This is a genomic window from Halopseudomonas nanhaiensis (genome assembly GCF_020025155.1).
Taxonomy (GTDB): domain Bacteria; phylum Pseudomonadota; class Gammaproteobacteria; order Pseudomonadales; family Pseudomonadaceae; genus Halopseudomonas; species Halopseudomonas nanhaiensis.
Window position 1 is genome coordinate 2,209,084 of the sequence record NZ_CP073751.1, and the last position, 25,342, is coordinate 2,234,425.

The following is a 25,342-nucleotide window of genomic DNA, read 5'->3' on the forward strand; positions in this document are numbered from 1 at the left end:
TCAGCTCGACGCTGAACACTTCACGTTTTCGTCATCAAGTGGAAACCGTGGTGTAAGACCGGTTGCGTATGAATGTCATGGACTTTCACATCGACAAGGACAGACACATGCAAAAGTGGATCATGACTGCCACCGCCGCGGCGGTGCTCGCCGCCCTGGCCGGCTGCAACAGCGACAGTTCGGATGACCCGGCGCCGGTCGCCCCGGCACCAACCCCTGCGCCAGAAGTCACCACACCTGACCGCATCAGCCTGAGTTTGCTGGGCCGCTACAGCTCCGGCGTGTTCGATGCGAGTGCTGCCGAGATCCCGGCGTTTGATCCGGTGAACCGGCAGATTTTTATAGTCAACGCGCAAAAGGGAGCGATCGATATAATCGATGCGAGCGATGCGACAGCTCCTGAGCTGGTCAAGACATTGACCGTAGAAGACATCGCACCCGGCGCCGTGGTCAACAGCGTGGCCTATCGCGACGGACTGATAGCGGTTGCCATCGAAGCAGATGACAAGACAGACCCTGGCTACGTTGGCCTGTATGACGCGGCGACGCATGAGCTGCTTGACAGCGTGATGGTTGGCTCGCTGCCCGATATGCTCACCTTTACGCCGGACGGACGCTACATTCTGGTCGCCAACGAAGCAGAGCCAAGCGACGACTACAGCAGTGACCCAGAAGGCTCCATCAGCATCGTTGCGCTCGCCGAGCGCGCACTTGGCGCCGTCTCCACTGCAACCTTCGAGTCATTCAATGGCCGCGAAGCGCAACTGCTGGAGGCCGGCGTGCGCCTGTACGGCCCCAATGCTGATGTCGCCTCGAGGAATCTTGAACCCGAATACATTGCGGTGTCGACAGACAGCACCAAAGCATGGGTCGCACTGCAGGAAAACAATGCCCTGGCTATGGTGGACATAGAGAGCGCCACCGTGACCGATATCGTTCCGTTAGGCACCAAGGTTTTCGGTGTGAATGCCAACGGGATCGACGCCAGCGACGATGACGGTGAAATCAACATCCGCGCCTGGCCGGGCGTTGTCGGGATGTATCAGCCGGACAGCATTGCCGGCTACACGGCGGACGATCAGACCTATCTGGTCACTGCCAACGAAGGCGACGCCCGCGCCTGGGGCGAAGACAATGACCAGTACTGGGCCGGTGACGCGAGTCAGGGCTTTGTGGAAGAGTTCCGAGTGAAGCATCTGGTGCATGTGGATGGCTTTGATCGCCGCGCTGGCGATGATCTCCCGCCGCAGTTGCGCGGGCTTGCTGCAGGCGCCCTGCTGAATGCTGACACGTTCTCCTATTGTGGTGCTACGCAAGCCGATCCTGGCGACTGCCGCGCAGACAACAATCTGGGACGCTTGAACATTACCTGGGTTGAAGGCTATCGCAAGGATGCTGCCGGCGCTCCGTTGCTGTTCGACGCCACCGGCACCGAGAACCCCGCCGGCGACCGACTGGTGTATGACCGGCTCTACGCCTATGGCGGCCGCTCCTTCTCGATCTGGGGCGCGGACGGCGCACTGGTATGGGACTCCGGCAATGCCATAGAGCAGTACCTGGCCAGCGACGCCTGCCGCCTGGGAAGTGATCGCAGCATTCCCTGCGCCACCTACTTCAACTCCGGCCACGATGAAGGCGATGCCTTCGACAGCCGCAGCGATGCGAAGGGCCCCGAGCCCGAAGGGCTGACGCTTGGCAAGCTGGGAGACAAGACGTTCGCGTTCGTCGGACTGGAACGCATGGGCGGCATCATGGCGTACGACATCACCAATCCGCAGGCGCCAGAGTTCATGGACTATTTCAATAGTCGCGACGACTGGACGCTGGATCCGGAAACCAACCTCCCCGCCGCAGGCGATCTCGGCCCGGAAGGTTTGCTGTTTGTTTCGGCAGACGATTCCCCCACAGGTGATGCGCTGCTGGTGGTCGGCAATGAAGTCAGCGGCACAACAGCGATCTACCGCATCGAACAGATAAGCGAGTGATCAGATAGGCCCGGCCGTCCGGCCGGGCTTTCTGCTCATTGCATCTGCATTCAGCTGGCTGCCTCGTACAGAAACGCCGCACTCGCTTGTCGGGTGTCTCTGACCGCCTGCAGGAACTCGTCCCCCCATCGTTGAATATCGTTGTGGCTTACCGTCGCGTAGAGCTCACGGAGTCGCGCCTGTCGTTCCGCCTTGCCCAGTGTCAGTCCTACGTACAAGGTGTCACGCAGGTCGTGGGGATCGTGCGGATTGGTCAGCAGCGCACCATGCAGTTCCGCCGCGCTGCCGGCGAATTCCGATAGCACCAGCGCCCCACTCCCTTCGCACAAGCCCTGGGTGGCGACATATTCCTTGGCCACCAGGTTCAGCCCGTCGCGCAACGGCGTGATCCACATGACATCGGCCATCAGGTAATACGGCACCAGCTCGCGGAAAGGGAAGGCACGATAGAAAAACTGAACCGGGGTCCAGCCCACCCGCGAGAAACGCCCATTGATGCGCCCCACCGCTCTCTCGATGTCTGCGAGAAGCGTCTCGTAGACGGTCATTTCCTTCGCTGCCGGGACGCATATGGTAAGCAGCGAGACCTTGCCGACCAGTTCCGGATGAGCGTCGAGCAACGCTTCGAAGGCCAGTAGCTTGGCGAGAATGCCCTTGGTGTAGTCCAGTCGTTCGACCGAGAGCACGACCCGCACGCCACGCAGCTGCCGACGCAGCTCCTCCATCAGCTTCTGGCACTCGGGCTCCTCCACTACCTGCCGGACCCGGCCCACATCCAGGCCTACCGGATGCGCCCCCAGACCGATGTAACGCCCATGAACCGATATGGCGGTGGTCATCGCCTCGATACCCACGGCACAGCCGAAGGTCTGATAACGCGGTGCACAGGCCCGGGTTTCAAGCACCTCCAGTGGCGCAACGCCGCGCACCACATCGACAAAATTTTCCGATTGCCGGGGAATGTGGAAGCCGATGTAATCGCACTGCAGCAGGCTGCCGATGATCTCGCGTCGCCACGGCAAAACGTTGAACACGTCTGCAGAAGGGAAGTAGGTGTGGTGGAAGAACGCAATGGTGAGATCCGGACGCAGCCGTCGCAGGAACGAGGGAACCATCCACAGGTTGTAATCGTGCAGCCAGACCAGCGCCCCCTCAGCGGCCTCGGCGGCGGTGCGCTCGGCAAACAGTCGATTGACCTTGAGAAACACCTGCCAGTCTTCTTCGCGGAATACCGCTCTTTCCCAGAAGGTGTGCAAGGTAGGCCAGAACGCCTCCTTGGAAAAGCGCTTGTAGAATATGTCGACGTCCTGCTTGGTCAGTGCCACGCGCGCGGCGACCAGATTCGGATAACGCTCGTTATCCACCTGGGTATGCACTTCGAATGCCCTGCCCTCGCGTGGGTCGTGGACCGACCAGGCGACCCAGGAACCCTTCTGTCCGTGATCAAAGAAACTCAGCAACGTCGGTATGATGCCGTTAGGTGAAGAGGGTGGCCGCCGGACCACGCTGTCATGTTCGATCACCTCTTCGTACGGCAGACGGTGATAGACCATAACCAGCTGCGCCCTGCCCTGCGCAGTGATGTCGGGCAACTCGAAGTCCACCCCCAGGGGACCCAGAAAGCCGAAGTGGGCGATCGCCTCGAGAATGCCACCGCAGCCGCTGAGTCGGGCATGCAGAACGCGGGCGCGGTCATGGGTCGCTTCGAGCAGAGCTGGCTCAGATTCACCGACGCAGACGCCCTTGAACCCCTGCTCGTACATCGACAGATCATTGAGCGTGTCCCCGGCGACAAGTACGTCCTCTTCGGAGACCCCCAGATGTTCGACCAGCTTGCGCAGGGTGCTGCCCTTGTTTACGCCAGGCGGCAGCACATCGAGGTACATGTCGGCGGAGAACAGCAGATCACAGCCCAACTCGGCGACCGCTGCTCTGAGCTCATCGCTGATCGCACCCTCATCGCAGAAATACGAACAGCGTCGCTGCTGCGGAACCGTCTGACGCTCCAGCCCGGGAAGCCCGGATAGACGCTGCACGATGGTCTGCTCCCCCGGCCACCGGCTTTCGATTTCGCTTTGCAGGGGGTAGACAGATTGCAGGCTTGCGCCGTCCACGAGGGTCGCGCCGACGTCGCAAACGATATAGTCGGGCCTAGGAATGAGTGGGTCGGACAGCAGTGGAACGACCACCTCCAGGCCGCGGCCCGTCACGAAAACCAGCTTGATGCCGGGGTGGGCGCTGATGAGATTGTAAAGCCGCTGGCGATTCTCCGGATCACCAGCCAGAAACGTTCCATCCAGATCGGTTGCCAGAATCATCTTGCCTTACTCCTTGTGGCCGATCGCAGTCATCCTGTCGATCGGCGTTCGATGGTTTCCTCTTGATTGGCAGTGTCCTGGGTGTAAAGGGTGTCAGGGCCGGGGTCGGCCTCGGTATCGTGTGTCGTCTCTGCGGACGTCATCTGGTCTTCGGCCATCATCTCCAGCGAGGCGGTCGAAGTACGAACCATGGGTACGAAATGCGCAGGCTCATCGACGATGACGTCCTTGACCTTGCGCGACTGCAGCAGACTGAATGCGGCGCACAGGCCGAACATCACCGCGAAGAACAGCGGCAACGCGGTGGGCACAGTAGCGCTCATCAGGGCCCCGGCAAGAGTCGGACCCAATGCGGAGCCGGCGCCCTGCACGAGCAGCAAGGCGGAGCTGCCAGCGAGAATTTCTTCCTGATGCAGATGGTCCACCAGGTGGGCGACCACCACGGGATAGGCAGCAAAGGCGCCGGCGCCAAACACCACCGCGCCGATCAGCATGGCATTGCCGTGCGCGCCGAGGACCGCCATCAGCAGGCCGCCCACAGCGGAGATTCCGGAGATCAACGCCAGTGCGACGCGACGATCGATGCGATCGGAGAGCAGGCCCAACGGCCATTGCATGACCGCACCGGTGATGATGACCAAAGAGACGAAGCTGGCGATATCCTTGGTTTCCATCCCCATGCGGCCGGCCCATACCGCACCAAGCCCCCAGAATGCGCCCATGGCCACACCGGAAAGCAACGCGCCGGAGAACGCAACGGGTGCCACGTCCCATAGGTGCCTGAGCGACATAGCCGGGGTGTCGCTGATCATGGGCTGGGGCAGCTTGGTCATAGCCACTGGCATGATCGCCAGCACCAGAAAGATCGCACCGACGGCGAAGAGGGTGAATAGCAATGGACTATCAATGCGCAACATCTGCTGCGCAAGCGCCAGTGCCACGAGATTGACCACCATATATACCGCGAACACCTGGCCGCGGCGATCGTTCGGCGCCTGCGTGTTGAGCCAACTTTCGATAACCATGTAAAGGCCGACCAGGCTGACCCCTGTCAACAGACGCAGCAGGAACCAGATCCAGGCATCAATGATCAGCCCATGCAGTAGAAGCGATACGGCGGTGGCCGCGCAGAAGAAGGCGAAGGAACGTATGTGTCCCATGCGCCTGATGAGCCTGGGACACACGTACGTGCCCAGGATGAAGCCCAGAAAGTAGGCTGACCCGAGCAGACCCAGCGTCTGGTCGCTGAATCCTTCGGCACTGCCTCGCAGCGCCAGCAGCGTGTTCATCAACCCCGTACCCAGCAACAGCAACGCCACACCCGTGAGCAATGCGCCGATGGGCAGCAAAATCGGAATCATGGATCCGTATCCCCCCTAGCGGTCTCTTCCGGTCCAGCCTCTCCGATGGCTCTAATCCTTACTGTTGTAAGCACCTTAGCTTATATGAAAGTCAGCTGCCACCCGGCGCAGCCCGGTCGCTGGCTGATCGCACGAAGCCATCACCGTACGTCTGGTGACACTTAATTTTCACTCACCGAGCCGCTACACTCGCATCAACGGAACTAATCAATCACAAAATGGTCGCGCCACGATGTCCAGCATAAAGGCTTCTGCCAGACAAATTTTCTCGCCCATTCTGTCGCCCCTCGAAGACAGCCCCAAACCCTATGCCTATACTCGCAAAAGTCGCCTGATCCTCTGGATCATGAGCGTGCTTTTCATCGGCCTGGCGATCTCGCTGGCAGTATGGCTTCCGGGAAAGACCGATAGCTCGGTGTGGATACCCGTGTCGGTATTCGGACTACTCGGCACCTTCGGCTCGCTGGTCGCCTGGCTGGGTACCGACAAGGCTGTCGCCAGAGTCTGGGGCAGCCGCTGACCAGCGGAGGTCTCAATGGCCGGCAAGCGGCTACTCATCGTCGCGCATGCGCCTTCGGATAATACGCGAAGGCTCGCCGAAGCGGCTCTGCGCGGCGCGCAACATCCTGACCTGAGCGATGTCCAGGCTCTCTGGATCCCCCCACTCGAAGCGCAGCCGGACGACGTGCTGGCCGCCGATGCAATCATCCTCGGCACCACCGAGAATCTCGGCTACATGAGCGGAGCGTTGAAGGATTTCTTTGACCGCTGCTATTACCCGGTGCTGGACGTCAAGCAAGGGTTGCCCTGCGCCTTGTACATCCGCGCCGGCATGGATGGCACGGGTACGCGTCGGGCAGTCGAGAGCATCGTCACGGGTCTGCGCTGGAATTGGGCGCAGGATCCTCTCGTTTTGCAGGGGAGCTGGCAGGAATCCTTCGCTGACCAGGCGCAGGAGCTTGGACTGTACATGGCCGCGGGGTTGGACAGCGGCATTTTCTGACTGTCAGTCGGGCTAGCCTTCTGGAACAGGGGTTTCAGCCGTATACTTGCGGCATGGATCGCATACTGGAATGTCTCGAGCGCTGTTATGATCTGGCCGAAGCGCACTTCGGTCGGCGCTTCGAGCGGCCGCGCGTCACGCTGGATCTGCGCGGACAGCGCGCCGGGGTGGCCTACCTTTCGCGAAATCTGCTGAGATTCAACAGGCAGATGTACCAGGACAACACCGAGGACTTTCTGCAGCAGACAGTGCCGCACGAAGTTGCGCACCTGATTGCCGACGCAGTGTTCGGCTCACGCATCCGCCCCCATGGGCCGGAGTGGAAAGCCATCATGACCGAGGTGTACGGCCTTCCACCCAAGCGCTGCCATGACTATCCCGTCCCCGCGCGTAGAGCGACCCGATACTTCTATCGATGCGGCTGCCCGGCGCCCGTTCCCTTCACGCCACAACGTCATGCCTGGGTGGGGCGCGGTCGACGCTATCAATGCCGGCGCTGCGGAGACATGCTGCGCTTCACCGGCCAGCAGCAACGCGCCTGATCACGACAGGTCAGCCGCGGGTGCGTCGCACGCGCGGCGCAAGGCGTGAATATAGGGTCTGAGTGAATAGCCCAGTTGCGGCTCGAGTGCGTCAGCCCAGCCATTCATGGCCGGCCGATCCAGCTCGAGGATCCCGTCTGCCGGGACCACCAGGATGATGTTGCCCTCTTCGACCGGAGCCTGCAGATACTGGTCGCCGAACAGGTCGAGCAACATCCGCGACGCATAAGGCTGCCCGCTTTCGGCAAGCTGCCACTGATTGATCACCAGCACCCCTCCGGGCTTCAGCAGCTTCCGGCATCCTTCGAAGAAGGCCCCCTGCAACTGCAGCCGCGACAGCCCGCCTTCCATGTACAGGTCCACGCAGATCAGACCGAAACGCTCTGCGGTCGTTGTCACGAACTGCTGAGCATCCGCCGCAATGACTTTCAGTCTAGGGTCGCTGGTCAGCCCGAGGTGCGAGCGGGCGATACCGATCACCGCGGGCCGCAACTCGACAGCCACCACGCGCTGTGGCTCAAAGTGATCGATCAGACAGTTGGCGAGGCTGCCGCCGCCCAGGCCGAGCAGCAGCATGTCGCCGCCCTCAGCCGGCGCCCAGTAGTTGCCCAGAAGCATGGCGCGGGTGTAATCGTATTCCAGCCAGCCCGGATCAACCGTCAGGCAACAGCTCTGCTCGGTCTGCTCGCCGAAGTACAGGAAGCGGTAAGCACCGAGCTGCGTAACCCTCAGCTCGCCGAAGTCGTCGCCTATGCGTTCAAGAAGGGTTTCGGAGTCGCTCATCATCAGTCGTCGGACGTAGCCCAGCAAACGGCGGAGATAGGATTCGGGGTGTCGGGATATCATCACTCAGCGTACCATTCGATGCTGATCACCTGAATCCTTCCAAGCAGATTACGTATGAATTCCTGGACACCTGACAGCTGGCGCAGCAAGCCGATCCTTCAACAGCCTGTGTATCCCGACGCGCAAGCGCTTGCGCAGGTCGAACAGACGCTGGCGAACTATCCACCGCTGGTCTTCGCTGGCGAGGCGCGGGAGCTGCGAAGGCAATTTGCCGAGGTGACGGAGGGCCGCGCCTTCCTGCTGCAGGGTGGTGACTGCGCCGAAAGCTTCGCGGAATTCTCGGCGACCAAGATTCGCGACACGTTCAAGGTCATGTTGCAGATGGCAGTGGTCATGACCTTTGCCGCCAGTTGTCCGGTGGTCAAGGTTGGACGCATGGCCGGCCAGTTTGCCAAGCCGCGCTCGGCCGGCGACGAGACGCAGGGCGGCGTAACGCTCCCGGCCTATCGCGGCGACATTGTCAACAGCATCGCCTTCGAGGCGGCTGGACGTGCTCCGGATCCGCAGCGCCTGCTGATGGCTTATCACCAGGCGACGGCGACGCTGAACCTGCTGCGCGCCTTCGCCCAGGGCGGCTTCGCCAGCCTGGACAAGGTCCATCAATGGAATCTCGATTTCGTGGCCAGCAGCGCGACGAGCGAACGCTTCCAGCATCTTGCCGATCGTATCGATGAATCCCTCGCCTTCATGCGTGCCTGCGGGTTCGACGAGGTGAACAGCCCGCAGTTGCGTGAAACCTCCCTATTCACTGCACACGAGGCGTTGCTACTCAATTACGAGCAGGCGTTCACGCGTCGCGACAGCCTGACCGGCGACTGGTATGACTGCTCAGCGCACATGCTCTGGATCGGCGACCGCACCCGGCAACCCGATGGCGCGCATGTAGAGTTCATGCGCGGTATCAACAACCCCATCGGGGTCAAGGTCGGACCCAGCACCGATCCGGATGAGTTGCTTCGCCTGATCGAAATCCTCAACCCGTCGAACGACAGCGGAAGGCTGAACCTGATTGTGCGAATGGGGGCGGACAAGGTCGAAGCGCACATGCCGGGACTGGTGCGTGCCGTGCAACGTGAGGGCAAACAGGTGCTGTGGAGCTCGGATCCCATGCACGGCAACACGATCAAGGCGTCCAGCGGCTACAAGACACGCGACTTTGCGCAGATCCTGGGTGAGGTAGAGCAGTTCTTCGCCGTGCACCGCGCCGAGGGTACCTGGGCTGGCGGCATACACATCGAGATGACCGGGCAGAACGTCACCGAATGCATCGGCGGCGCTACCCCGGTGACCGAAGACGGGCTGTCTGATCGCTACCACACTCACTGCGACCCACGGCTGAACGCTGACCAGTCGCTTGAACTGGCATTCATGATCGCCGAGACGCTGAACAAGGCACGGCGCACCTGAGCTTTCGATCACGGATTATCCCGAACCACCCGTTTGCGCGATGGTGGCTCTGAATCGCTGGATTAAGCTGTCGAGGCGAAACCGGATACTGTCTCAAGGGCCGGTTTCGCTCGACAATAACATCCAGAGGAAACGCCATGTTCAGCTTCGCTCATTTGCGTAACGCCCTTCTCCCCGCCGCATTTGCCCTGCTCTTCTCGGCCGCCGGCCACGCCGGCAACCCACCCGTCAATGCCGGCGACACGCTCATAGTGGGCGACTCAGTATTTGCATTGAGCGGCGACATTCGGCGCTACCTCGAGCAGGATCTGGACGAGGTCGTCGATAGTCACGCCCGCTCCGGTTGCCAGATGATCGGTGGCAACCTGATCTGCAGCCGCCGCTACGCCATTCCTCGACAGTACGCCAACGCGTCCAAGTCGGGCATCGACACAGTCATCTTCAATGGTGGCGGAAATGACATCCAGCTCAACAGCTGCCGCCCTTCACTCAGTGCCTGCATGCCCCTGCTCAACAGCCTGGAAGCGGAAATCGCCTCGCTGGTCCAGCAGATGAAAGCGGACGGAATCGAGAACATCATCTTTCTGGGCTACTACAACGCCACCGGCCAGGCCGCGGAGCTGCGTGAAATCAATCAATACAGCATGGACTACAAGGCAGCCAACTATCCGGCAATGGGCGTGACCTTCATCGATGTGCGCGATGCCTTCAACGGCAACGAAGCGCAATACATCGCCAGTGACGGCATCCACCCGACTGCCGCCGGCTCCCGCGTGCTAGCCGACCTGATCCTGCAGGAACTCGACTGATCGACTCGCCGGGCGGCCCTCCGGCTGCCCGGTTTGGTAACCGCCCACTATTGAGCCAAACCCGGCACTGCCACGATAATGCCCGTCCGCTTCATAGCCCCCGGGTACACCAATGCTGTTTCGCTGGTTCGAACGTCGCCTAGATCCGTTTCCTGCCGCCGAGCCGGCAGAGCCTCCTCGCAGTCTCCTGGGATTCTGTCTGTATTACACGCGTGGCTCGTGGCCGTATCTGATCGCCGCCGCAGTGCTGATGGCGGGAATTGCCATAGCCGAGGTCTGGTTGTTCAGCTTTCTCGGCAATATCGTCGACTGGCTGTCCGAGCAGAACCGCGAAACCTTTCTCCAGACCGAAGGCTGGAAACTCGCCGGCATGGCGTTCATCGTCATAGGGTTGCTGCCGTGCCTGATTCTGGTCAACTCGCTGCTCACCCATCAGACATTGATGGGCAATTACCCCATGCGCATCCGCTGGATGGTTCACCGCTACCTGCTCAAGCAGTCGATGGCCTTCTATCAGGACGAGTTCGCCGGGCGCATCGCTACCAAGCTGATGCAAACTGCGCTGGCGGTGCGAGAATGCGTGATCAAGCTGATCGATGTGCTCAACTACGTGCTGATCTACTTCATCGGCACACTGGTGGCAGTGGGCTCCGCGGACTGGCGCCTGACGCTGCCGATGATCATCTGGCTCGCCGGATACATCGTCCTGATGAAGTACTTCATCCCTATTATGGGGCGCGTTGCCGAGAAGCAGGCCGACGCACGTTCGGTGATGACCGGGCGCATCGTTGACAGCTATACCAATATCCAGACAGTAAAGCTGTTTTCTCATGCCCGGCGGGAGTCGGACTATGCCCGCGAGGGCATGGACGGCTTCATGCGCACGGTCTACCAGCAGATGCGGCTGGTGACACTGGTATATTTTTCCCTGTATCTGCTCAACGGCTTCCTGCTGCTTGGCGTAGCCGGGCTGGCGATCTGGCTCTGGATCGTCGAGGCAATCAGCGTAGGGGGCGTGGCCGTTGCCGTCGGTCTGGTGCTGCGTCTGTGGGGCATGTCGCAATGGATCATGTGGGAGCTGTCCGCACTGTTCGAGAACATCGGCACGGTACAGGACGGTATCGGCTCGATTTCCCGGCCGCATAGGGTCGAGGACCAGAGCGGTGCCGCCCCGTTGCAGGTAACCCGCGGGGAGATCCGCTTCGACGCCGTGCGCTTTCACTATGGCAAGGGCCATGGCGTGATGGAGCATCTTGACCTGCACATCCGGCCCGGCGAGAAAATCGGCCTGGTCGGCCGCTCGGGGGCAGGTAAGTCGACGCTCGTCAACCTGCTGCTGCGCTTCTATGACGTCGAGGGCGGTCGTATTCTGATCGACGGACAGAACATCGCCGAGGTCAGGCAGGATTCGTTGAGAGAGCACATCGGCATGGTGACGCAGGACACATCCCTGCTGCATCGCTCAGTGCGTGACAACATCATGTACGGCCGCCCCGATGCAACCGAAACGATGATGCTGGATGCCGCCCGGCAGGCGAAGTCCGATCTGTTCATTGCCGAGCTGAACGACGCCAGCGGCCGCTGCGGATTCGACGCCCATGTCGGGGAGCGCGGCGTCAAGCTGTCCGGAGGTCAGCGCCAGCGCATCGCCATCGCACGGGTCATGCTCAAGGACGCGCCAATCCTTATTCTGGACGAAGCCACTTCGGCGCTGGACTCCGAGGTCGAGGCGGCGATTCAGGACAGCCTCAATGAACTGATGGCCGGCAAGACGGTGATTGCCATCGCCCACCGCCTCTCCACGATCGCGGCGATGGACCGGCTCATCGTCATGGACCAGGGCAGGATTGTCGAAGACGGTACCCACGACCAGCTGATCGCACGCGGGGGCCTGTATGCACAGCTATGGGCGCGCCAGTCCGGGGGCTTTCTGGGCGAGCAATAGCCTGCCGGACTCAGCCGTGAACTTGCTGCGGCAACCTGGCCCCGGCTTTGCTAGACTGCCGCGCTTGAACGAGGAGCAGACATGAACCCGAAACAGCCTTACCACGCCTACCACCTGGCTCTCCTGAAGAGCCTGTTCGACACGCTGCGCGCCCAGGCGCTGTTGATGGAGCAGGTGCCGGAGGAAAGCAATATCCTGTTCCTCGAGCGTTTTGACGACTTGATCAGCCAGCTCGAGGTGGGCTCGGACGATGCGCTTTATCAGGGGCAGGACATTCTCTGTCAGATCATCGCGCGCTACCCGCAATTGGCGCACATGATTCCGCGGGATCTCCTGTGGTATTTCGGTGGGGACTGCCTGCACTTCATGCCCGACGAGGAAATCACGTTGTATCAGGCGCTGGATGAGCAACGCGCCGAGACCGAAGCACGTGGTGAGGCCTTCGACTGGGCTGCCGCCCGGCTGGCGATGCAGGGCCGCTGACCCGAGCCCCACCGGCAGGCGGACCATCTGTCTGCCTGCTCTGCGGTTTTCGGTCTGTGGCCGAACCCCGGACACAAAAAAACCGCCACGTGGGCGGTTTTCTTGAATTTGGAGCGGGAAACGAGACTCGAACTCGCGACCCCGACCTTGGCAAGGTCGTGCTCTACCAACTGAGCTATTCCCGCAAATCTGACGCCGAAGTGGCGTCCCCTAGGGGACTCGAACCCCTGTTACCGCCGTGAAAGGGCGGTGTCCTAGGCCACTAGACGAAGGGGACGTATCCGGACTTCACAGTGCCGAGGTGTTAACCCTGGCTACCTGCCGCGCTTCAGACCGCCTGTTCCGCCGTCTTGTTCGCTGCAAGTGGCGCGCATTTTAGGCATGCCCCCAGACACCGTCAACCCCTCAACTCGATATTTTCTCAGGTTTTTTTCAACCTGCTGAAAATCTACCTGGACCTGTCATTCAGGACGCTTTTACCTTACGGCAAGACGCTGACCGATGCCAGTTCAGAGTCGCGGCGCGCATCCGATGGCTTTCCGGTCAGCCGGTCGGCCGGCCATCCGTTTGGCACAGCCAATGCTTGCAAGAAATGAGCGGTTGAATGATTCTAAAGTGATAGTCCATCCGGCTGAGTGCACTGTGCACCAGATCGGGCATTACAAGAGAGGCGGCACGATGTCCCCACTACTGATTGGCGGCCTGGTAGCGATCGGTGTGCTGATTCTGATCAGCATCGGTTTCATAAGCCATAGCCTGGAACGCGCCAGACTCGAGCGCGCCCGCCAGACTGCGGAGCTCAATGCAAAGGTCAAGCATTGCGGCGCAGTGGCTGCGCAGTTACCTGGCCAGTTCATGTCCGTGGAACTCAAGATGCTGTTGCTCACCATCGAACGGCATTTTCTGACCGAGCTTACGCGCCTCGACCGCAAGAACGAGCGAGCCGCGCGGCAACTGGAGCAGGTCAACGACCAGCTCAGCCTTGGTGAAGCTGCCGTCGACAACCCGCCTGTGGCCGTTTCAAACGAAGCACAAGCCAAGGAAATCAGAAACTTGCTGGAGAATCTTCACAAACTTATCAGCCAGGCGCACCAGGACGGTTTATTGGACAAGTCCGCCATGCAGCATTGGTCGGTGATCATCCGCCAGCACCTGATGACGATAACGCTCGACATGTTCCAGTCAGTGGCACGTCAGGCCCTGCAGCAGGGCAAGCCACGCGTGGCGAAGTTGCAGTACGAGCGCGCCATCGCCTATCTTCAGAAGCAGAACAACCCGGCGTACGCCGATCGGGTGGCGCAGTTCAAGCAGCTCCACGCCGAAGCAGAGCAGGCAGCCATCCGCGCCGAGCAGGCCAACGCCGGCGATTCCAGCGAGCTTGGAGCCGGCTTGCAGGCGCTCGAAGCCGATGACGAGGCCTGGAAGAAAAAAGCGGTATACGACGACTGACCCGCGCTCCGCGCGCGGGCCCGACCAGGAAACTGCCCATGTCCCTGACCCTTTACGGCGCCATCCTCTCGCCGTTCGTGCGCAAGATTCGCATCATCCTCGCAGAACACCACATCCAGCACGAACTGGTCCCGCAGGCGCCCTTCAAGCAACCCGACTGGTTCTACGAGATCAGTCCGCTAGGCCGAATCCCAGCGATCAAGGAGGGTGATTTCACCCTCGCCGATTCATCCGTGATTGCTTCGTATCTCGACGAGACTCGCGGTCCACTGGGTCTGTATGGCACGTCCCCTCAGCAGGCCGCCCGCGTGCGCTGGCTGGAAAAGTTCGCAGACTACGAACTGGCTCCGCTGACAACCTTTACCTGCTTTCGCAATCGCGTACTCAAGCCACTGATTGGTGAAGCGTGTGATGAAGGGGCGATTGCGACGGCACTGACCGAGCATTTGCCGCCGCTGTTCGATTATCTGGAAAGCGAGCTGGGAACCGGCGACTACTTTCTGGGCGATTACAGCCTGGCCGACATCGCCGTTGCCAGCCAGCTGATCAATATGGCCCACGGCGGCGAAGCCATCGATTCCAACCGCTGGCCAGGTCTGGCCGGCCTGCTTCGCCGCGTCAGCGACCGCTCCGGTATCGCCAACCTGCTGGCGGACGAACAGCGGCTGCTAGCCAAGATGACCCCGCGTACGTAATCAGGTACCCAACAGCGCACGCCCGGTCCACGCCCGGGCGAACTGGTAGGCACATCGGCCGTTGCGATTACCACGCGCGGTGGCCCATCGAAGCGCTTCCAGCTCCAGCGATTCGCTCCAGGCCCAATGCAGTTCGTGACGCACCGCCAGCACTTCCAGCCAGTGCTTCACCACGTTCAGGTAGTGCTCCTGGCTGAACGGATAGAACGACACCCACAGACCGAACCGATCGGACAACGCGACCTTCTCCTCGATCGCCTCGCCCGGATGCAGCTCGCCGTCGACCATGGTTGCACCGAGATTGTCGCTGCGCTGCTCAGGCAACAGATGGCGCCGATTGGAGGTCGCATAGAGGAGCAGATTGTCCGGAGTGGCCTCAAGGGTACCGTCCAGCACTGTCTTGAGTGTCTTGTAGGCGCTGTCGTCGGCCTCGAAGGCCAGGTCATCGCAGAACAGTACGAAACGCCAGGGCAACGCCTTAACCGCCTCGACCACTGCAGGCAGATGGACGAGGTCCTGCTTGTCTATCTCGATCAGACGCAGTCCGTCGGCCGCATACCCCGCCAGCAGGGCACGGACCAGCGACGACTTGCCCGTGCCTCGGGCGCCCCAGAGCAGCGCATTGTTGGCCGGCAGGCCGTTGACGAACTGCCGCGTGTTGGCTTCAAGCAGCTGTTTTTGCCGATCGACGCCGACCAGGTCGCCAAGGGTCGTGCTCAGGTCGACCGTCAACGGACGCAGCCAGCCTCCGTCTCCTTCGGCCATCCAGCGCGCTGCAACGACGGTCGGCCAGTCGACAGGCGAGGCCTGCCGCGGCAAGACCTTTTCGTAACGATCAAGGAACGCGCTGACGCGCTGCATGAACTGCTCGATGCTGCTTGCTGACATGGACTGTCTCTCGTTTCAGTAAGTCAGGGAGATTATCGTCCATGATACCGGGGATGCGGCAAAGTGGATTTTCCTTCCTGCTGCACCGCGGTTGTGCGCTAAGCTCCGCCTTAGATACGCCAGCAGGATGCGCCGCCGCCCCATGAATATTCGCTTCACCAATCGTCTTTCCTTCAAACAGGCTCGCCTGGGTGTTCTGGCTGCATTCATTCTCGGTACCCTGCTGGGTCTGGTTCAGGTGGCGCTGGATTATCAGTCCGAAACCGCCGCGATCGATCGGGAGATTCAGGCACAGATCAACGTAAGCCTCGGCCCTGCTTCGCGCATTGCCTATAACATCGACGCGGAGCTGGCCGCCGAGCTGGTCAACGGCTTGCTTCAGGCGCCACCGATCGTGCGGGCCGAGATCATCGACAACAATGGGATTGCATTGGCCAGCGTCAGCAGGCCCATGGCTTCCAGCCCGTATCGGACGGTGAGCGATGCCCTGTTCGACCGACGCCGCGAGTACGCCCAGCCGTTGTACGTGCAACATGCGCCCAATGAGCTGCTCGGCCACCTGATCATCGAAGTGGACACCTTCCACCAGGGCGCCAGCTTCCTGCGCCGCGCGGGCGTGACCATGCTGTCCGGTTTCGTCCTCAGCCTCGTGCTGTCCTTGATTCTGGTGGTGCTGTTCTACGGCATGCTGACCAAACCGCTGGTCCGTCTGATCAATGATCTGCTGAACATGCGTGCGGAAGAAGAACGCAGCCGTCTGCCCTGCCCGCCCGGGCATCAGCGTGACGAGATCGGTGCACTGGTTGAGGTGATCAATCGCCAGCTGCAGAGTATCGACGTCAACATGCGACAGAAGCTGCGTGCAGAGGAACGCCTGCGCCAGTATCTGGAAGAGCTCGAAATCATCGTCGAGGCGCGCACCACCGAACTGCAGGACGCCAACATCCAGCTGCGGCTCTCCAACCAGGAGCTCGAGCGTTCGCGTGAAGAGGCGTTGAGCATGGCCCGCGCACGCTCGGCGTTCCTTGCGCACATGAGTCATGAGATCCGCACGCCGATCAACGGCCTGCTGGGCATGATCGGTCTGACGCTGGACAGCCCGCTCAACGACGAACAGCGCCAGCAACTGACAATCGCCTACGATTCCGGAAAGGTACTGGTCGCGCTGCTCAACGATATACTCGACCTGTCCAAATTCGAAGCGGGCAAGCTTCAGCTGGAGCTGATCCCATTCGATCTCGGCGCGCTTATCGAGGAGACCGCCAGCCTGCTATCGCAGAACGTCGGCAAGCAGGATATCGAGCTGACCTGCCGAATCGATCCGGCGCTCGCCGGTATGCTCGTCGGTGACCCGACACGCATCCGGCAGATCGTCAGCAATCTTCTTTCGAACGCACTCAAGTTCACCGAACAGGGACACGTTGCGATTCGCGTGGAGGTGGAGAAGCGCCGCGCCGCCGAGCAATGGGTGCATGTGATCATTCGCGACACCGGCATCGGGATCGCCCGTGAGGCCCTCGGCGAGATATTCAGCCCCTTCACCCAGGCCAATGCCAACATATCCCGACGCTTTGGCGGCACCGGTCTAGGGCTCACCTTGTGCAAAAGCCTGACCGAAGCCATGGGTGGTCGGCTCAAGGTCGAGTCGACGCTTGACGAAGGGAGCGTGTTCACCGTCAGCCTGCCGCTCGCCACGCATATGATGGTGCCCACCTTCGCCTTCCCCGCACCACGTTCCGTTGTGCTGTTCAATCGAAAGGGGCGACAGCAGGGTCCGGTGCTGCTTGAACAGCTCGAACATTGGCAGATGCGTTGTGAATTGATCGAGTACACCCACGATGCAACCCTCCCCGAGTGCCCGCCTGCGGATTTCTGGCTGATCGATAGCGTGGCGCTGGCGGACCGACTCGTCGATCGGCATAGCCACGTACCGCGCCTGCTGGTCTGCCCCTACTCGCGGCTGCTGGGATCCGATGAGGCACGCAGGCGCGGGATCCATCAGCAGGTGGCGAGCCCGTCCTCGCGCGCGCGACTGGCACGCGCAATCGAAGAGCTGTTCGTCGTCGAGGCAGCACCCAGCCAGCCAGGCACTGCGCTACCCAACCCAACCGGCCAGCGCATCCTGCTGGTGGAAGACAACATGGTCAACCAGATGGTAGCCAAGGGGATGCTCAGTCGTCTTGGCTACCAGGTCGCGGTCGCCGAACACGGCGAAGCGGCCCTTGCCCGTCTCGAAGAGGAAGACTACGAACTGGTCCTGATGGACTGCAACATGCCGGTCATGGATGGCTATGAAACCACTCGGCGCATGCGTTCCGACCCGCGCTGGCAAGGCACGCCCGTCATTGCCCTGACGGCCAATGCCCTGCACGAGGACCGTCAGCGGTGTGAAGAAGCGGGGATGAATGATTACCTTGCCAAGCCGTTCAAGCGGGAAGATCTGCAGGAATTGCTTGAAAAGTGGCTGGGCCATACCGAACGCTGAGCATCGCATCCAGGCCGGGGCACCGACAGCGCGGGCATCGCGATCAATCTACCTCGCCTATCTGCTGCAGCAGAGCCGACAATTGATCGCGCAGCGCCATGACGTCCCTGGTCGACATACTGGTAGAGCACACCAGCTTGCGAGGAATATCTTCGGCTTGTTCCCGCAATCGACTGCCGGTATCGGTCAGTCTCAGATGCACCTGGCGCTCGTCGCCGCCATGCCCGCGCTGACGCTCAACCAGGCCCAGCTGTTCCATGCGCTTGAGTAACGGCGTCAGCGTTCCGGAATCGAGTCGCAGCCGCTCACCCAGCGCCCGTACGGTCGGTGCAGCGGGAGGCTGACGCTCCCACTCCCAGAGCACCAGCATAGCCAGATATTGGGGATAGGTAAGTCCCAACGGGTCGAGCAGAGGCTTGTACAGGCGGGTGATCGCTCGGGAGCTCGCGTACAGCTGAAAACACAACTGGCTGTCAAGCGACAGCCAGTCCGGGTTGACCGCACTCAAGACAGCAGCTTCTCGATATCGTCGGTCAGATCATCAGGGGACGTGGTCGGCGCATAACGCATGACCTTCTCACCGCTCGCATCGACCAGAAACTTGGTGAAGTTCCACTTGATGCCCTTGCTGCCAAGCACGCCGGGTGCCTGATTCTTCAATTCGACAAACAGAGGATGCGCTGCATCACCGTTGACGTCGACCTTGGCGAACAGGGGGAAGCTGACGCCAAAGTTGAGCTCGCAGAATTCGGAGATCTCCTCTTCGCTGCCGGGTTCCTGCGCGCCGAACTGGTTGCAGGGAAAGCCGACCACGCGAAGCCCGCGCTCGCCGTAGGTTTTCCACAGCTGTTCGAGTCCCTTGTACTGCGGAGTAAAGCCACACTTGCTCGCGGTATTGACGATCAGAAACGCTTTGCCTTCCAGATCAGCCAGACGGACTTCACGACCGTCGATCGTTTTGCAGGGAATATGAAGAATATTGGTAGCCATGGACGCTCTCCTCGTTGAAGCGTCCAGACTAGCAGTATTTGAATTGCAGTCAATTAGATTGTACGCAATTTAATTTGCGGTTCCTGCAGGCGCGAACTTCATAGCGACCGAATTGATGCAGTAGCGCAGTCCGGTGGGGGGCGGCCCATCGGGAAAAACATGCCCCAGATGCGCATCGCATCGAGCACACAGGACCTCTGTCCGATGCATGCCGTGGCTGAAATCCTCGGCCTCCACGACCGCAGCGGGATCGATCGGCTCGTAGTAGCTGGGCCAGCCACAGCCGGCGTCGAACTGGGTACGTGTCTCGAACAGCGGCGCATCGCAACATACGCAGGAATAGGTCCCTGGCGTGGTGTTGTTGTAGTACTCGCCAGTAAAAGGCCGCTCCGTGCCCTTGAGGCGGCAGACCTGGAACTGCTCATCGCTGAGCTGCTCGCGCCAGGCGTTTTCGGTCTTGCTGACTTTATTCATATCGGCTCCGCAAGTTGTCATGTTCAGGCTTTCCCAGTGGCTGCCGCAGGACGTATGATGCGGCTTTGCCGTTGCGCCGGCGCCCGGCCGCCCCGCCTCACTATAGCCCCCTGGATCGACAAGGTAAGCACCATGCAGGTTAGCAAGTCCAATAAATTGGCCAATGTCTGTTACGACATTCGCGGGCCCGTCCTGCGTCACGCCAAGCGTCTTGAAGAAGAAGGACACCGGATTCTCAAGCTGAATATCGGCAACCCTGCACCCTTTGGTTTCGAAGCGCCCGAGGAGATACTCCAGGACGTGATCCTGAACCTCCCCACCGCGCAGGGGTACAGCGACTCGAAAGGGCTGTTCTCGGCGCGCAAGGCGGTCATGCATTACACCCAGACCAAGGGTATTCCGGGTGTCACCATCGAAGACATCTATCTCGGCAACGGTGTGTCCGAGTTGATCGTGATGTCCATGCAGGGGCTATTGAACAACGGCGACGAAGTGCTGATTCCGGCACCGGATTATCCGCTGTGGACGGCCGCCGTCAGCCTGTCTGGTGGTAAACCGGTACATTATCTGTGCGATGAAGAATCGGACTGGTATCCGGATATCGAAGACATCCGCAGCAAGATCACCCCCAACACTCGCGCGATCGTGGTCATCAACCCGAACAACCCGACCGGAGCGGTGTATTCCCACGACATGCTGGAACAGCTGGCTCAGGTTGCGCGTGAGAACAATCTGATCATCTTCGCCGATGAGATCTACGACAAGATCCTCTACGACGGTGCCGAGCACGAGTCGCTGGCTGCTGTTGCACCCGACGTGCTCTGCCTGACCTTCAACGGCCTGTCCAAGTCCTACCGGGTCGCCGGTTTCCGTTCCGGCTGGATGATCATCAGCGGCCCCAAGCACATCGCCCAGAGCTACATCGAAGGCATCGATATCCTCGCCTCGATGCGCCTGTGCGCCAACGTGCCGTCTCAGCATGCGATCCAGACCGCGCTGGGCGGGTATCAGAGCATCAACGACCTCATCCTGCCGGGCGGCCGCCTGCTCGAGCAGCGTGACATCGCCTGGGAATTGCTCAACGAGATACCCGGGGTGAGCTGTACCAAGCCCAAGGGCGCCCTGTACCTGTTTCCCAAGCTCGATCCGAAGGTGTATCCGATCCACAACGACGAAAAAATGGTGCTGGATCTTCTGCTCAAGGAGAAGATCCTCGTTGTACAGGGTACCGCCTTCAACTGGCCCTGGCCCGATCACTTCCGCATCGTCTCGTTACCCCGCAAGGACGATCTGGAGGTAGCGATCGGTCGCATTGCCAACTTCCTCAAGAGCTACCGGCAGTAAAGACTGCCGACGAAGGCTGCGCGCGCATGGCTGACCTGCATATCGAAGACTTCTACCGAGATGTCGCCGGCATACTGCTCGCGCTGTATCGCAGCTTTCCGCAGCCGAGCATTTTGTTCGTCGAAGACCTGATCGGCCCGCAGGAACCGGACGACTTTGGCGTGCCTGCGCCCAGGCACCAGGCCTGTTACAGCGCCATGCTGTGGCTAGCCGAAGAAGGCTTTCTGCGGTACGCCGATGTCATCCGTCAGGACGGCCTTGATCAGTGCTACCTCACCGAGCGCGCGTTCGTGCTACTCGCAACGCCCTCGCGCGAGATGATGGATTCGCAATTGCCTCCCAGCATTGCGCGGCAGAAGGCCACCCTGGCGCAGCAGCTGCGAGAGGCTCTGGCGAGCGGCTCATCCACGCAGCTGGCTGACGTTGTACAGCGGTGCTTCACACGGTCTAAGCCGGCCGTTTGAGCGATACACCTTGAAACAGATCGCCGATTGAAAGCGGTACGCTTTCACCCAATATACGCAACTGCAGTAAGGGATCGAGCCGCCTTCAGCGACGCGCTCCCGCCCCATTATTATTCGGAGTCACGTTCACGATGATGCGCATTTTGCTGTTTCTGGCGACCAACCTGGCAATTGTCATGGTTGCCAGTATTACCTTGAGTCTGCTTGGCGTGGGTACGATCCACGACGGTCAGGGAGGCATGAATCTGCAGGCCTTGCTGATCTTCTGCGCCGTGATCGGCTTCGCCGGTGCGTTCGTGTCGCTGTTTCTGTCCAAATGGATGGCCAAGCGCGGCACAGGTGCCCGCGTGATCACGCAGCCGCAGACGCGGCAGGAGCAGTGGCTGGTCGATACTGTCGCTGAGCTGGCGCAGAAGGCTAACATTGGGATGCCGGAGGTCGCGATCTTTCCGTCCCGCGCATCCAATGCCTTTGCCACGGGCTGGAACAAGAACGACTCGCTGGTAGCGGTATCGGAAGGCATGTTGCAGCGCTTCAGCCCTGCGGAAGTCAAAGCGGTAATGGCCCACGAGATTGGCCACGTTGCCAACGGCGACATGGTGACATTGACCCTGATCCAGGGTGTGGTCAACACCTTCGTGATGTTCTTCGCCCGTATCATCGGCAACTTCGTCGATCGTGCGGTGTTTCGTAACGAAGGCTCGGGGCCGGGCATCGGCTATTTCATCGCGACCATCGTCGCAGAACTGGTGCTGGGTCTGCTGGCAAGCATCATCGTGATGTGGTTCTCGCGGCAGCGCGAATTCCGTGCGGATGCAGCCAGTGCTCAGTTGGTCGGCTCGGGCAGCATGATCGCCGCTCTGGAGCGTCTGCGTGCCGAACAGGGCATTCCTGTGGAAATGCCTGGCGAACTGACCGCCTTCGGAATCAACGGCAACCTGAAGAAGGGGCTGGCTGGCCTGCTGGTCACCCACCCGCCGCTGGAAGAGCGCATCGCGGCTCTGCGTGCCGGCAACTACCGGTAAGAGAAGACGCAACGATACAAGCCGGGCATATGCCCGGCTTTTTTTGCGACCCCGACGCATCCTGCTCAGCGGGCATGTCCGCTGCCCGAGCGGTCCACGCCGACCATTCCCCCAGGGCACCCGGGCGCGATAGCAGAGCCGCGGGCGACCGCCAATGGCGGACGGCGAGCTACTCTGCCTTCCAGCTCGCCGGATAGAGCATTTCCTCGCGGTATCCGCTCAGTACCCGACGCAGACCGGTGAGGTCCTGATCCAGCTGCGGATCGCCGCTATCGAGCAGAAACGGGCGGCCGGCCAGCGTTCTCAGCTTGGTCTTGGTCGCCACGACAAGCAGGTTATCAAGGCCGACGGCGCGAACGATACGCGGTGAGATCTGCTGATTGCCCCGGCCGAGGATATGACCCTGGCCACCAATGGCCGACACCAGGATTCTCCATTCGCCGCCTTCGCTCACCAGCTCCCACAGCTGCTGCTCGGTGGCATCGCGCAGCAGCACCTCATTGCCGCGCATGACGTCCACGCCCAGCAAGGTGCCTTCCAGATGCAGTGACTGCAATAGCTCGTAGTTGCTCGAACCGGGCCCGAGAATCCAGCCAATTCCCGCATCCTGCTGTTCCTGCAGCCAGGCAGCAATATCATCCAGCACCAGCGTTTCCTGCTCCCGCCCTCCCTGCTTCACCTGTTGCACAAAGCGTCCTTCCTCGGGCACTCGCAACTCACCGAAGTGCCGGGTGCGAACGGTCCCGGCGCGAAACGCATCCTCGTCGATATCGCGCACCTCCGCTTCAGCCAGCCGGACCAGATCGCCCTGAATCAGCAGACTCACCAATTCACCTGCGGCCCTGGGATTGACCGCATAGACTCCCGAGTGAATCTTCACCCCGGCGGGGACACCCAGTACCAGCTGGCTCTCGCCCAGTACCGCGCAGATATCCCTCGCAGTGCCATCGCCACCGGCAAACAGCAGCAGATCGAGCCCCTGCCCTGCCAACTCGGCCGCCAGCCGCCGGGTGTCGCTCGCAGACGTAGCATCACCCTCAAGCTCACCGACCACCCGGTGGGCGAGCCCCAGCTCTTCGCACAGGTCTGCGCCCATCGAGCCAGGGGCCGCGTAGAGCTCGAGCTTGCTGGCGAGCGGCATTAGCGGGACCAGAGCCTGGTGCACGCGCTCATGCGCGCGCGGCCGCACCCCCATCGCCAGCGCCGTTTCGGCGACCCCGTCAGACCCCTTGAGTGCAGCCTGCCCTCCGACGCCGGCGAGCGGGTTGATCAATAGGCCAAGGCGAAACGGCTGTGTCATGGAATTTTCCAGGCGGATCGGCAGTCACAAATGAGTCATCGTTGTGCCATATGCTGGCCACAGATGACGAGCTGCCCCTCGGCAGCGCGCTTACCCGGCTGACACAAGGAGTTAGAGCATGAGTTTACACGCCCGGAAGACATACAGCTCCCGCGACGTGGCCCCCGAGGCCCATGAAGAACAGCCCGTAGGCTATTTGATTGATGAGCGAGGCCGGGAAATCCCGATCACCGAAGACATGATTCAGCAGGCCTGCGAAACCCTTCATCGACACTGGGCTCCGCCTGCTATCGAAGTGCGATCCGGCGCGCCGCGCTGAACCCCGCCGCCGCAAGCAGCGCCTGGCATTCCCCGGTATCGTCCCCGGTACCGGAACCACCAGGCTGATCGGTGAAACCGACCGTCAATCCACCACATTCCCGGCGCAGCGGGTAGTCCTTGCGCAACCGATCGAATCCTTCCTTTCGTTGAGCGACGCCGGCCGCTCCAGCCAACATGGCGCGCATGCGCGCATCATCATCTCGTACGTCGTACACGCAGCGCAGAGCCTTGGCCAGCGCCCAGCTCGCCGGCGTCGCTGCATCGAAGGTCAGCGCGCCGGTACCCTGATGGGGAGACAGGGACTCCAGGCTCTTCTCCACCGGCGCACCGAGGTGATCGCACAGCGCGCGGTAGATCTGCTCGGTTCCGCGCAGCTTACCGTCGAGGCTGTAACCAGCAACATGTGGCGTGGCCAGAGCGCAGCTGGCCGCCAGATCGATATCGACGTCCGGCTCGTGTTCCCAGACATCCAGCGCCACCTGCAGATCGGCCCGTAGCTCGAGCAACTGCCGCAAGGCTGCATTATCGATGACCGGACCACGGCTGCTGTTGATCAACCAGGCGCCGGGGCGCAGCAGACCGAGTCGTGTCGAGTCGAGCAGATGACGGGTGGGATGATCACCGCCGAAACTCAAGGGAACGTGAAGCGATACGATGTCCGATTCGGCGAGGAGCTGCTCGATTTCAACGAAGCCTGGCTCCCCCCGATCACGCCGGGGCGGGTCGCAGCGCAGCACCTGAACTCCAAGAGCCTCCAGCGTAGCCGCCAACCTGCCGCCCACCTCGCCAACACCGACGATGCCAGCGGTCAGGCCGCGCCACTCTCGCCCGCTGCGCTCGGCGAACACCAGCAGACAGCTCAGCACGTACTCGACGACACCACGCGCATTGCATCCCGGCGCACTTGCGGTATTCACGCCGCTCGCGGCGAGCCCTGGCAGGTCGAGGTGATCAGTTCCTATGGTGCAGGTGCCGACGAAGCGGACCGGGGTGCCAGCAAGCACAGCGGTTGATACCGGCGTGACCGAGCGCACCAGTAACACATCAGCGTCCTCGAGCGCACGGCGATCGATACTGCGGCCATGCATCCGGGTAATGCGCCCAAAGTCGGCAAAGAACTCATCGAGTAGCGGGATATTTTCGTCGGCAACGATATGCATGCGCGGGCTCCGGACAGGTCAGGGGGTATTCTCCGACCAGCTCACCGC

24 protein-coding genes and 2 tRNA genes are annotated in these 25,342 nt (G+C 61.2%); 15 read left to right on the plus strand and 11 right to left on the minus strand.

All coding sequences use genetic code 11. The annotated features are described in order from the left end of the window. Positions 1 to 107: 107 nt before the first annotated feature. Complete coding sequence (locus tag KEM63_RS09960) at positions 108 to 1,985, plus strand: choice-of-anchor I family protein (protein ID WP_223651238.1); 1,878 nt, start codon at positions 108 to 110, stop codon at positions 1,983 to 1,985. A 50-nt stretch (positions 1,986 to 2,035) separates the two neighbouring features. Here KEM63_RS09960 and ggpS read toward each other — a convergent pair whose 3' ends face one another. After that, positions 2,036 to 4,303 (minus strand): glucosylglycerol-phosphate synthase, encoded by a 2,268-nt coding sequence (ggpS, locus tag KEM63_RS09965; RefSeq protein WP_223651241.1) that lies wholly within the window; start codon positions 4,301 to 4,303, stop codon positions 2,036 to 2,038. Positions 4,304 to 4,332: 29 nt separating this feature from the next. Next, positions 4,333 to 5,664 carry an MFS transporter gene (locus KEM63_RS09970; RefSeq protein WP_223651243.1) on the minus strand — a complete coding sequence of 444 codons (1,332 nt, stop codon included), beginning with the start codon at positions 5,662 to 5,664 and terminating at the stop codon, positions 4,333 to 4,335. A 232-nt stretch (positions 5,665 to 5,896) separates the two neighbouring features. Between KEM63_RS09970 and KEM63_RS09975 the strand changes: the two genes are divergently transcribed. Genes KEM63_RS09975 through KEM63_RS09985 form a run of 3 tightly spaced genes read left to right on the plus strand, consistent with a single transcriptional unit; the run spans position 5,897 to position 7,209 of the window. After that, the gene (locus tag KEM63_RS09975) at positions 5,897 to 6,184 is read left to right on the plus strand and encodes a hypothetical protein (protein WP_223651245.1); all 288 of its coding nucleotides are present in this window, start codon (positions 5,897 to 5,899) and stop codon (positions 6,182 to 6,184) included. 15 nt (positions 6,185 to 6,199) lie between these two features. After that, the gene (locus tag KEM63_RS09980; RefSeq protein ID WP_223651247.1) at positions 6,200 to 6,667 is read left to right on the plus strand and encodes a flavodoxin family protein; all 468 of its coding nucleotides are present in this window, start codon (positions 6,200 to 6,202) and stop codon (positions 6,665 to 6,667) included. Between the two features lie 53 nt (positions 6,668 to 6,720). Further along, positions 6,721 to 7,209 (plus strand): SprT family zinc-dependent metalloprotease, encoded by a 489-nt coding sequence (locus tag KEM63_RS09985; protein WP_223651249.1) that lies wholly within the window; start codon positions 6,721 to 6,723, stop codon positions 7,207 to 7,209. On the opposite strand, the gene KEM63_RS09990 is transcribed toward KEM63_RS09985, so the two are convergent. Beyond that, entirely contained in the window at positions 7,210 to 7,992 is a 783-nt protein-coding gene (locus KEM63_RS09990; protein ID WP_223651251.1) for a spermidine synthase, read from the minus strand. It abuts the gene before it with no gap. Between the two features lie 117 nt (positions 7,993 to 8,109). Between KEM63_RS09990 and KEM63_RS09995 the strand changes: the two genes are divergently transcribed. The 4 genes from KEM63_RS09995 to KEM63_RS10010 all read left to right on the plus strand — a co-directional run bounded on the left by KEM63_RS09995 (position 8,110) and on the right by KEM63_RS10010 (position 12,699). Further along, positions 8,110 to 9,462, plus strand: coding sequence for a class II 3-deoxy-7-phosphoheptulonate synthase (locus tag KEM63_RS09995; RefSeq protein ID WP_223651253.1), 1,353 nt, complete (start codon positions 8,110 to 8,112; stop codon positions 9,460 to 9,462). A gap of 137 nt (positions 9,463 to 9,599) precedes the next feature. Beyond that, positions 9,600 to 10,271 (plus strand): SGNH/GDSL hydrolase family protein, encoded by a 672-nt coding sequence (locus tag KEM63_RS10000; RefSeq protein WP_223651255.1) that lies wholly within the window; start codon positions 9,600 to 9,602, stop codon positions 10,269 to 10,271. Between the two features lie 112 nt (positions 10,272 to 10,383). Next, a complete protein-coding gene (locus KEM63_RS10005; protein ID WP_279346626.1) occupies positions 10,384 to 12,216 on the plus strand; it encodes an ABC transporter ATP-binding protein in 1,833 nt (610 codons plus the stop codon). A gap of 81 nt (positions 12,217 to 12,297) precedes the next feature. Further along, positions 12,298 to 12,699, plus strand: coding sequence for a PA2817 family protein (locus tag KEM63_RS10010; protein WP_223651256.1), 402 nt, complete (start codon positions 12,298 to 12,300; stop codon positions 12,697 to 12,699). A 109-nt stretch (positions 12,700 to 12,808) separates the two neighbouring features. Here KEM63_RS10010 and KEM63_RS10015 read toward each other — a convergent pair. After that, positions 12,809 to 12,884, minus strand: a tRNA-Gly gene (locus KEM63_RS10015). Positions 12,885 to 12,900: 16 nt separating this feature from the next. Then, a tRNA-Glu gene (locus tag KEM63_RS10020) sits at positions 12,901 to 12,976 on the minus strand. A gap of 401 nt (positions 12,977 to 13,377) precedes the next feature. On the opposite strand from KEM63_RS10020, the gene KEM63_RS10025 reads away from it, so the two are divergent. Further along, positions 13,378 to 14,148, plus strand: a complete 771-nt coding sequence (locus KEM63_RS10025; RefSeq protein ID WP_223651258.1) for a hypothetical protein — start codon at positions 13,378 to 13,380, stop codon at positions 14,146 to 14,148. A gap of 38 nt (positions 14,149 to 14,186) precedes the next feature. Continuing rightward, entirely contained in the window at positions 14,187 to 14,843 is a 657-nt protein-coding gene (locus tag KEM63_RS10030) for a glutathione S-transferase family protein (protein ID WP_223651260.1), read from the plus strand. Here the strand turns inward: KEM63_RS10030 and KEM63_RS10035 are convergent, their stop codons facing one another. Next, positions 14,844 to 15,731: an ATP-binding protein gene (locus tag KEM63_RS10035; protein WP_223651262.1), complete on the minus strand. Its 888-nt coding sequence runs from the start codon at positions 15,729 to 15,731 to the stop codon at positions 14,844 to 14,846. It abuts the gene before it with no gap. 142 nt (positions 15,732 to 15,873) lie between these two features. Here KEM63_RS10035 and KEM63_RS10040 point away from each other — a divergent pair, with 142 nt between their 5' ends. Beyond that, positions 15,874 to 18,216 (plus strand): ATP-binding protein, encoded by a 2,343-nt coding sequence (locus KEM63_RS10040; protein ID WP_223651264.1) that lies wholly within the window; start codon positions 15,874 to 15,876, stop codon positions 18,214 to 18,216. Positions 18,217 to 18,259: 43 nt separating this feature from the next. Here KEM63_RS10040 and KEM63_RS10045 read toward each other — a convergent pair whose 3' ends face one another. The 3 genes from KEM63_RS10045 to msrB form a co-directional block, all read right to left on the minus strand. Continuing rightward, positions 18,260 to 18,724 (minus strand): MarR family winged helix-turn-helix transcriptional regulator, encoded by a 465-nt coding sequence (locus KEM63_RS10045; protein ID WP_223651265.1) that lies wholly within the window; start codon positions 18,722 to 18,724, stop codon positions 18,260 to 18,262. Continuing rightward, a complete protein-coding gene (locus KEM63_RS10050) occupies positions 18,721 to 19,206 on the minus strand; it encodes a glutathione peroxidase (protein WP_223651266.1) in 486 nt (161 codons plus the stop codon). Before KEM63_RS10050 ends, KEM63_RS10045 begins: the two co-directional genes overlap by 4 nt. 69 nt (positions 19,207 to 19,275) lie before the next feature. After that, on the minus strand, positions 19,276 to 19,680 hold the full coding sequence (gene msrB, locus KEM63_RS10055; protein ID WP_223651267.1) for a peptide-methionine (R)-S-oxide reductase MsrB: 405 nt from the start codon (positions 19,678 to 19,680) through the stop codon (positions 19,276 to 19,278). Between the two features lie 132 nt (positions 19,681 to 19,812). Between msrB and KEM63_RS10060 the strand changes: the two genes are divergently transcribed. The 3 genes from KEM63_RS10060 (at position 19,813) to htpX (ending at position 22,513) form a co-directional block, all read left to right on the plus strand. Next, positions 19,813 to 21,024, plus strand: coding sequence for a pyridoxal phosphate-dependent aminotransferase (locus KEM63_RS10060; RefSeq protein ID WP_223651268.1), 1,212 nt, complete (start codon positions 19,813 to 19,815; stop codon positions 21,022 to 21,024). A 26-nt stretch (positions 21,025 to 21,050) separates the two neighbouring features. Continuing rightward, a complete protein-coding gene (locus KEM63_RS10065) occupies positions 21,051 to 21,488 on the plus strand; it encodes a hypothetical protein (RefSeq protein WP_223651269.1) in 438 nt (145 codons plus the stop codon). 131 nt (positions 21,489 to 21,619) lie between these two features. Further along, a complete protein-coding gene (htpX, locus tag KEM63_RS10070; protein ID WP_223651270.1) occupies positions 21,620 to 22,513 on the plus strand; it encodes a protease HtpX in 894 nt (297 codons plus the stop codon). Positions 22,514 to 22,682: 169 nt separating this feature from the next. Here the strand turns inward: htpX and KEM63_RS10075 are convergent, their stop codons facing one another. After that, positions 22,683 to 23,813: an ATP-NAD kinase family protein gene (locus tag KEM63_RS10075; protein WP_223651271.1), complete on the minus strand. Its 1,131-nt coding sequence runs from the start codon at positions 23,811 to 23,813 to the stop codon at positions 22,683 to 22,685. 118 nt (positions 23,814 to 23,931) lie between these two features. Between KEM63_RS10075 and KEM63_RS16990 the strand changes: the two genes are divergently transcribed. Next, positions 23,932 to 24,132: a PA1571 family protein gene (locus KEM63_RS16990; RefSeq protein ID WP_341481918.1), complete on the plus strand. Its 201-nt coding sequence runs from the start codon at positions 23,932 to 23,934 to the stop codon at positions 24,130 to 24,132. Here KEM63_RS16990 and pdxB read toward each other — a convergent pair. Next, complete coding sequence (gene pdxB, locus KEM63_RS10080; protein ID WP_223651273.1) at positions 24,101 to 25,294, minus strand: 4-phosphoerythronate dehydrogenase PdxB; 1,194 nt, start codon at positions 25,292 to 25,294, stop codon at positions 24,101 to 24,103. The genes KEM63_RS16990 and pdxB overlap by 32 nt on opposite strands. Positions 25,295 to 25,342 lie beyond the last annotated feature (48 nt).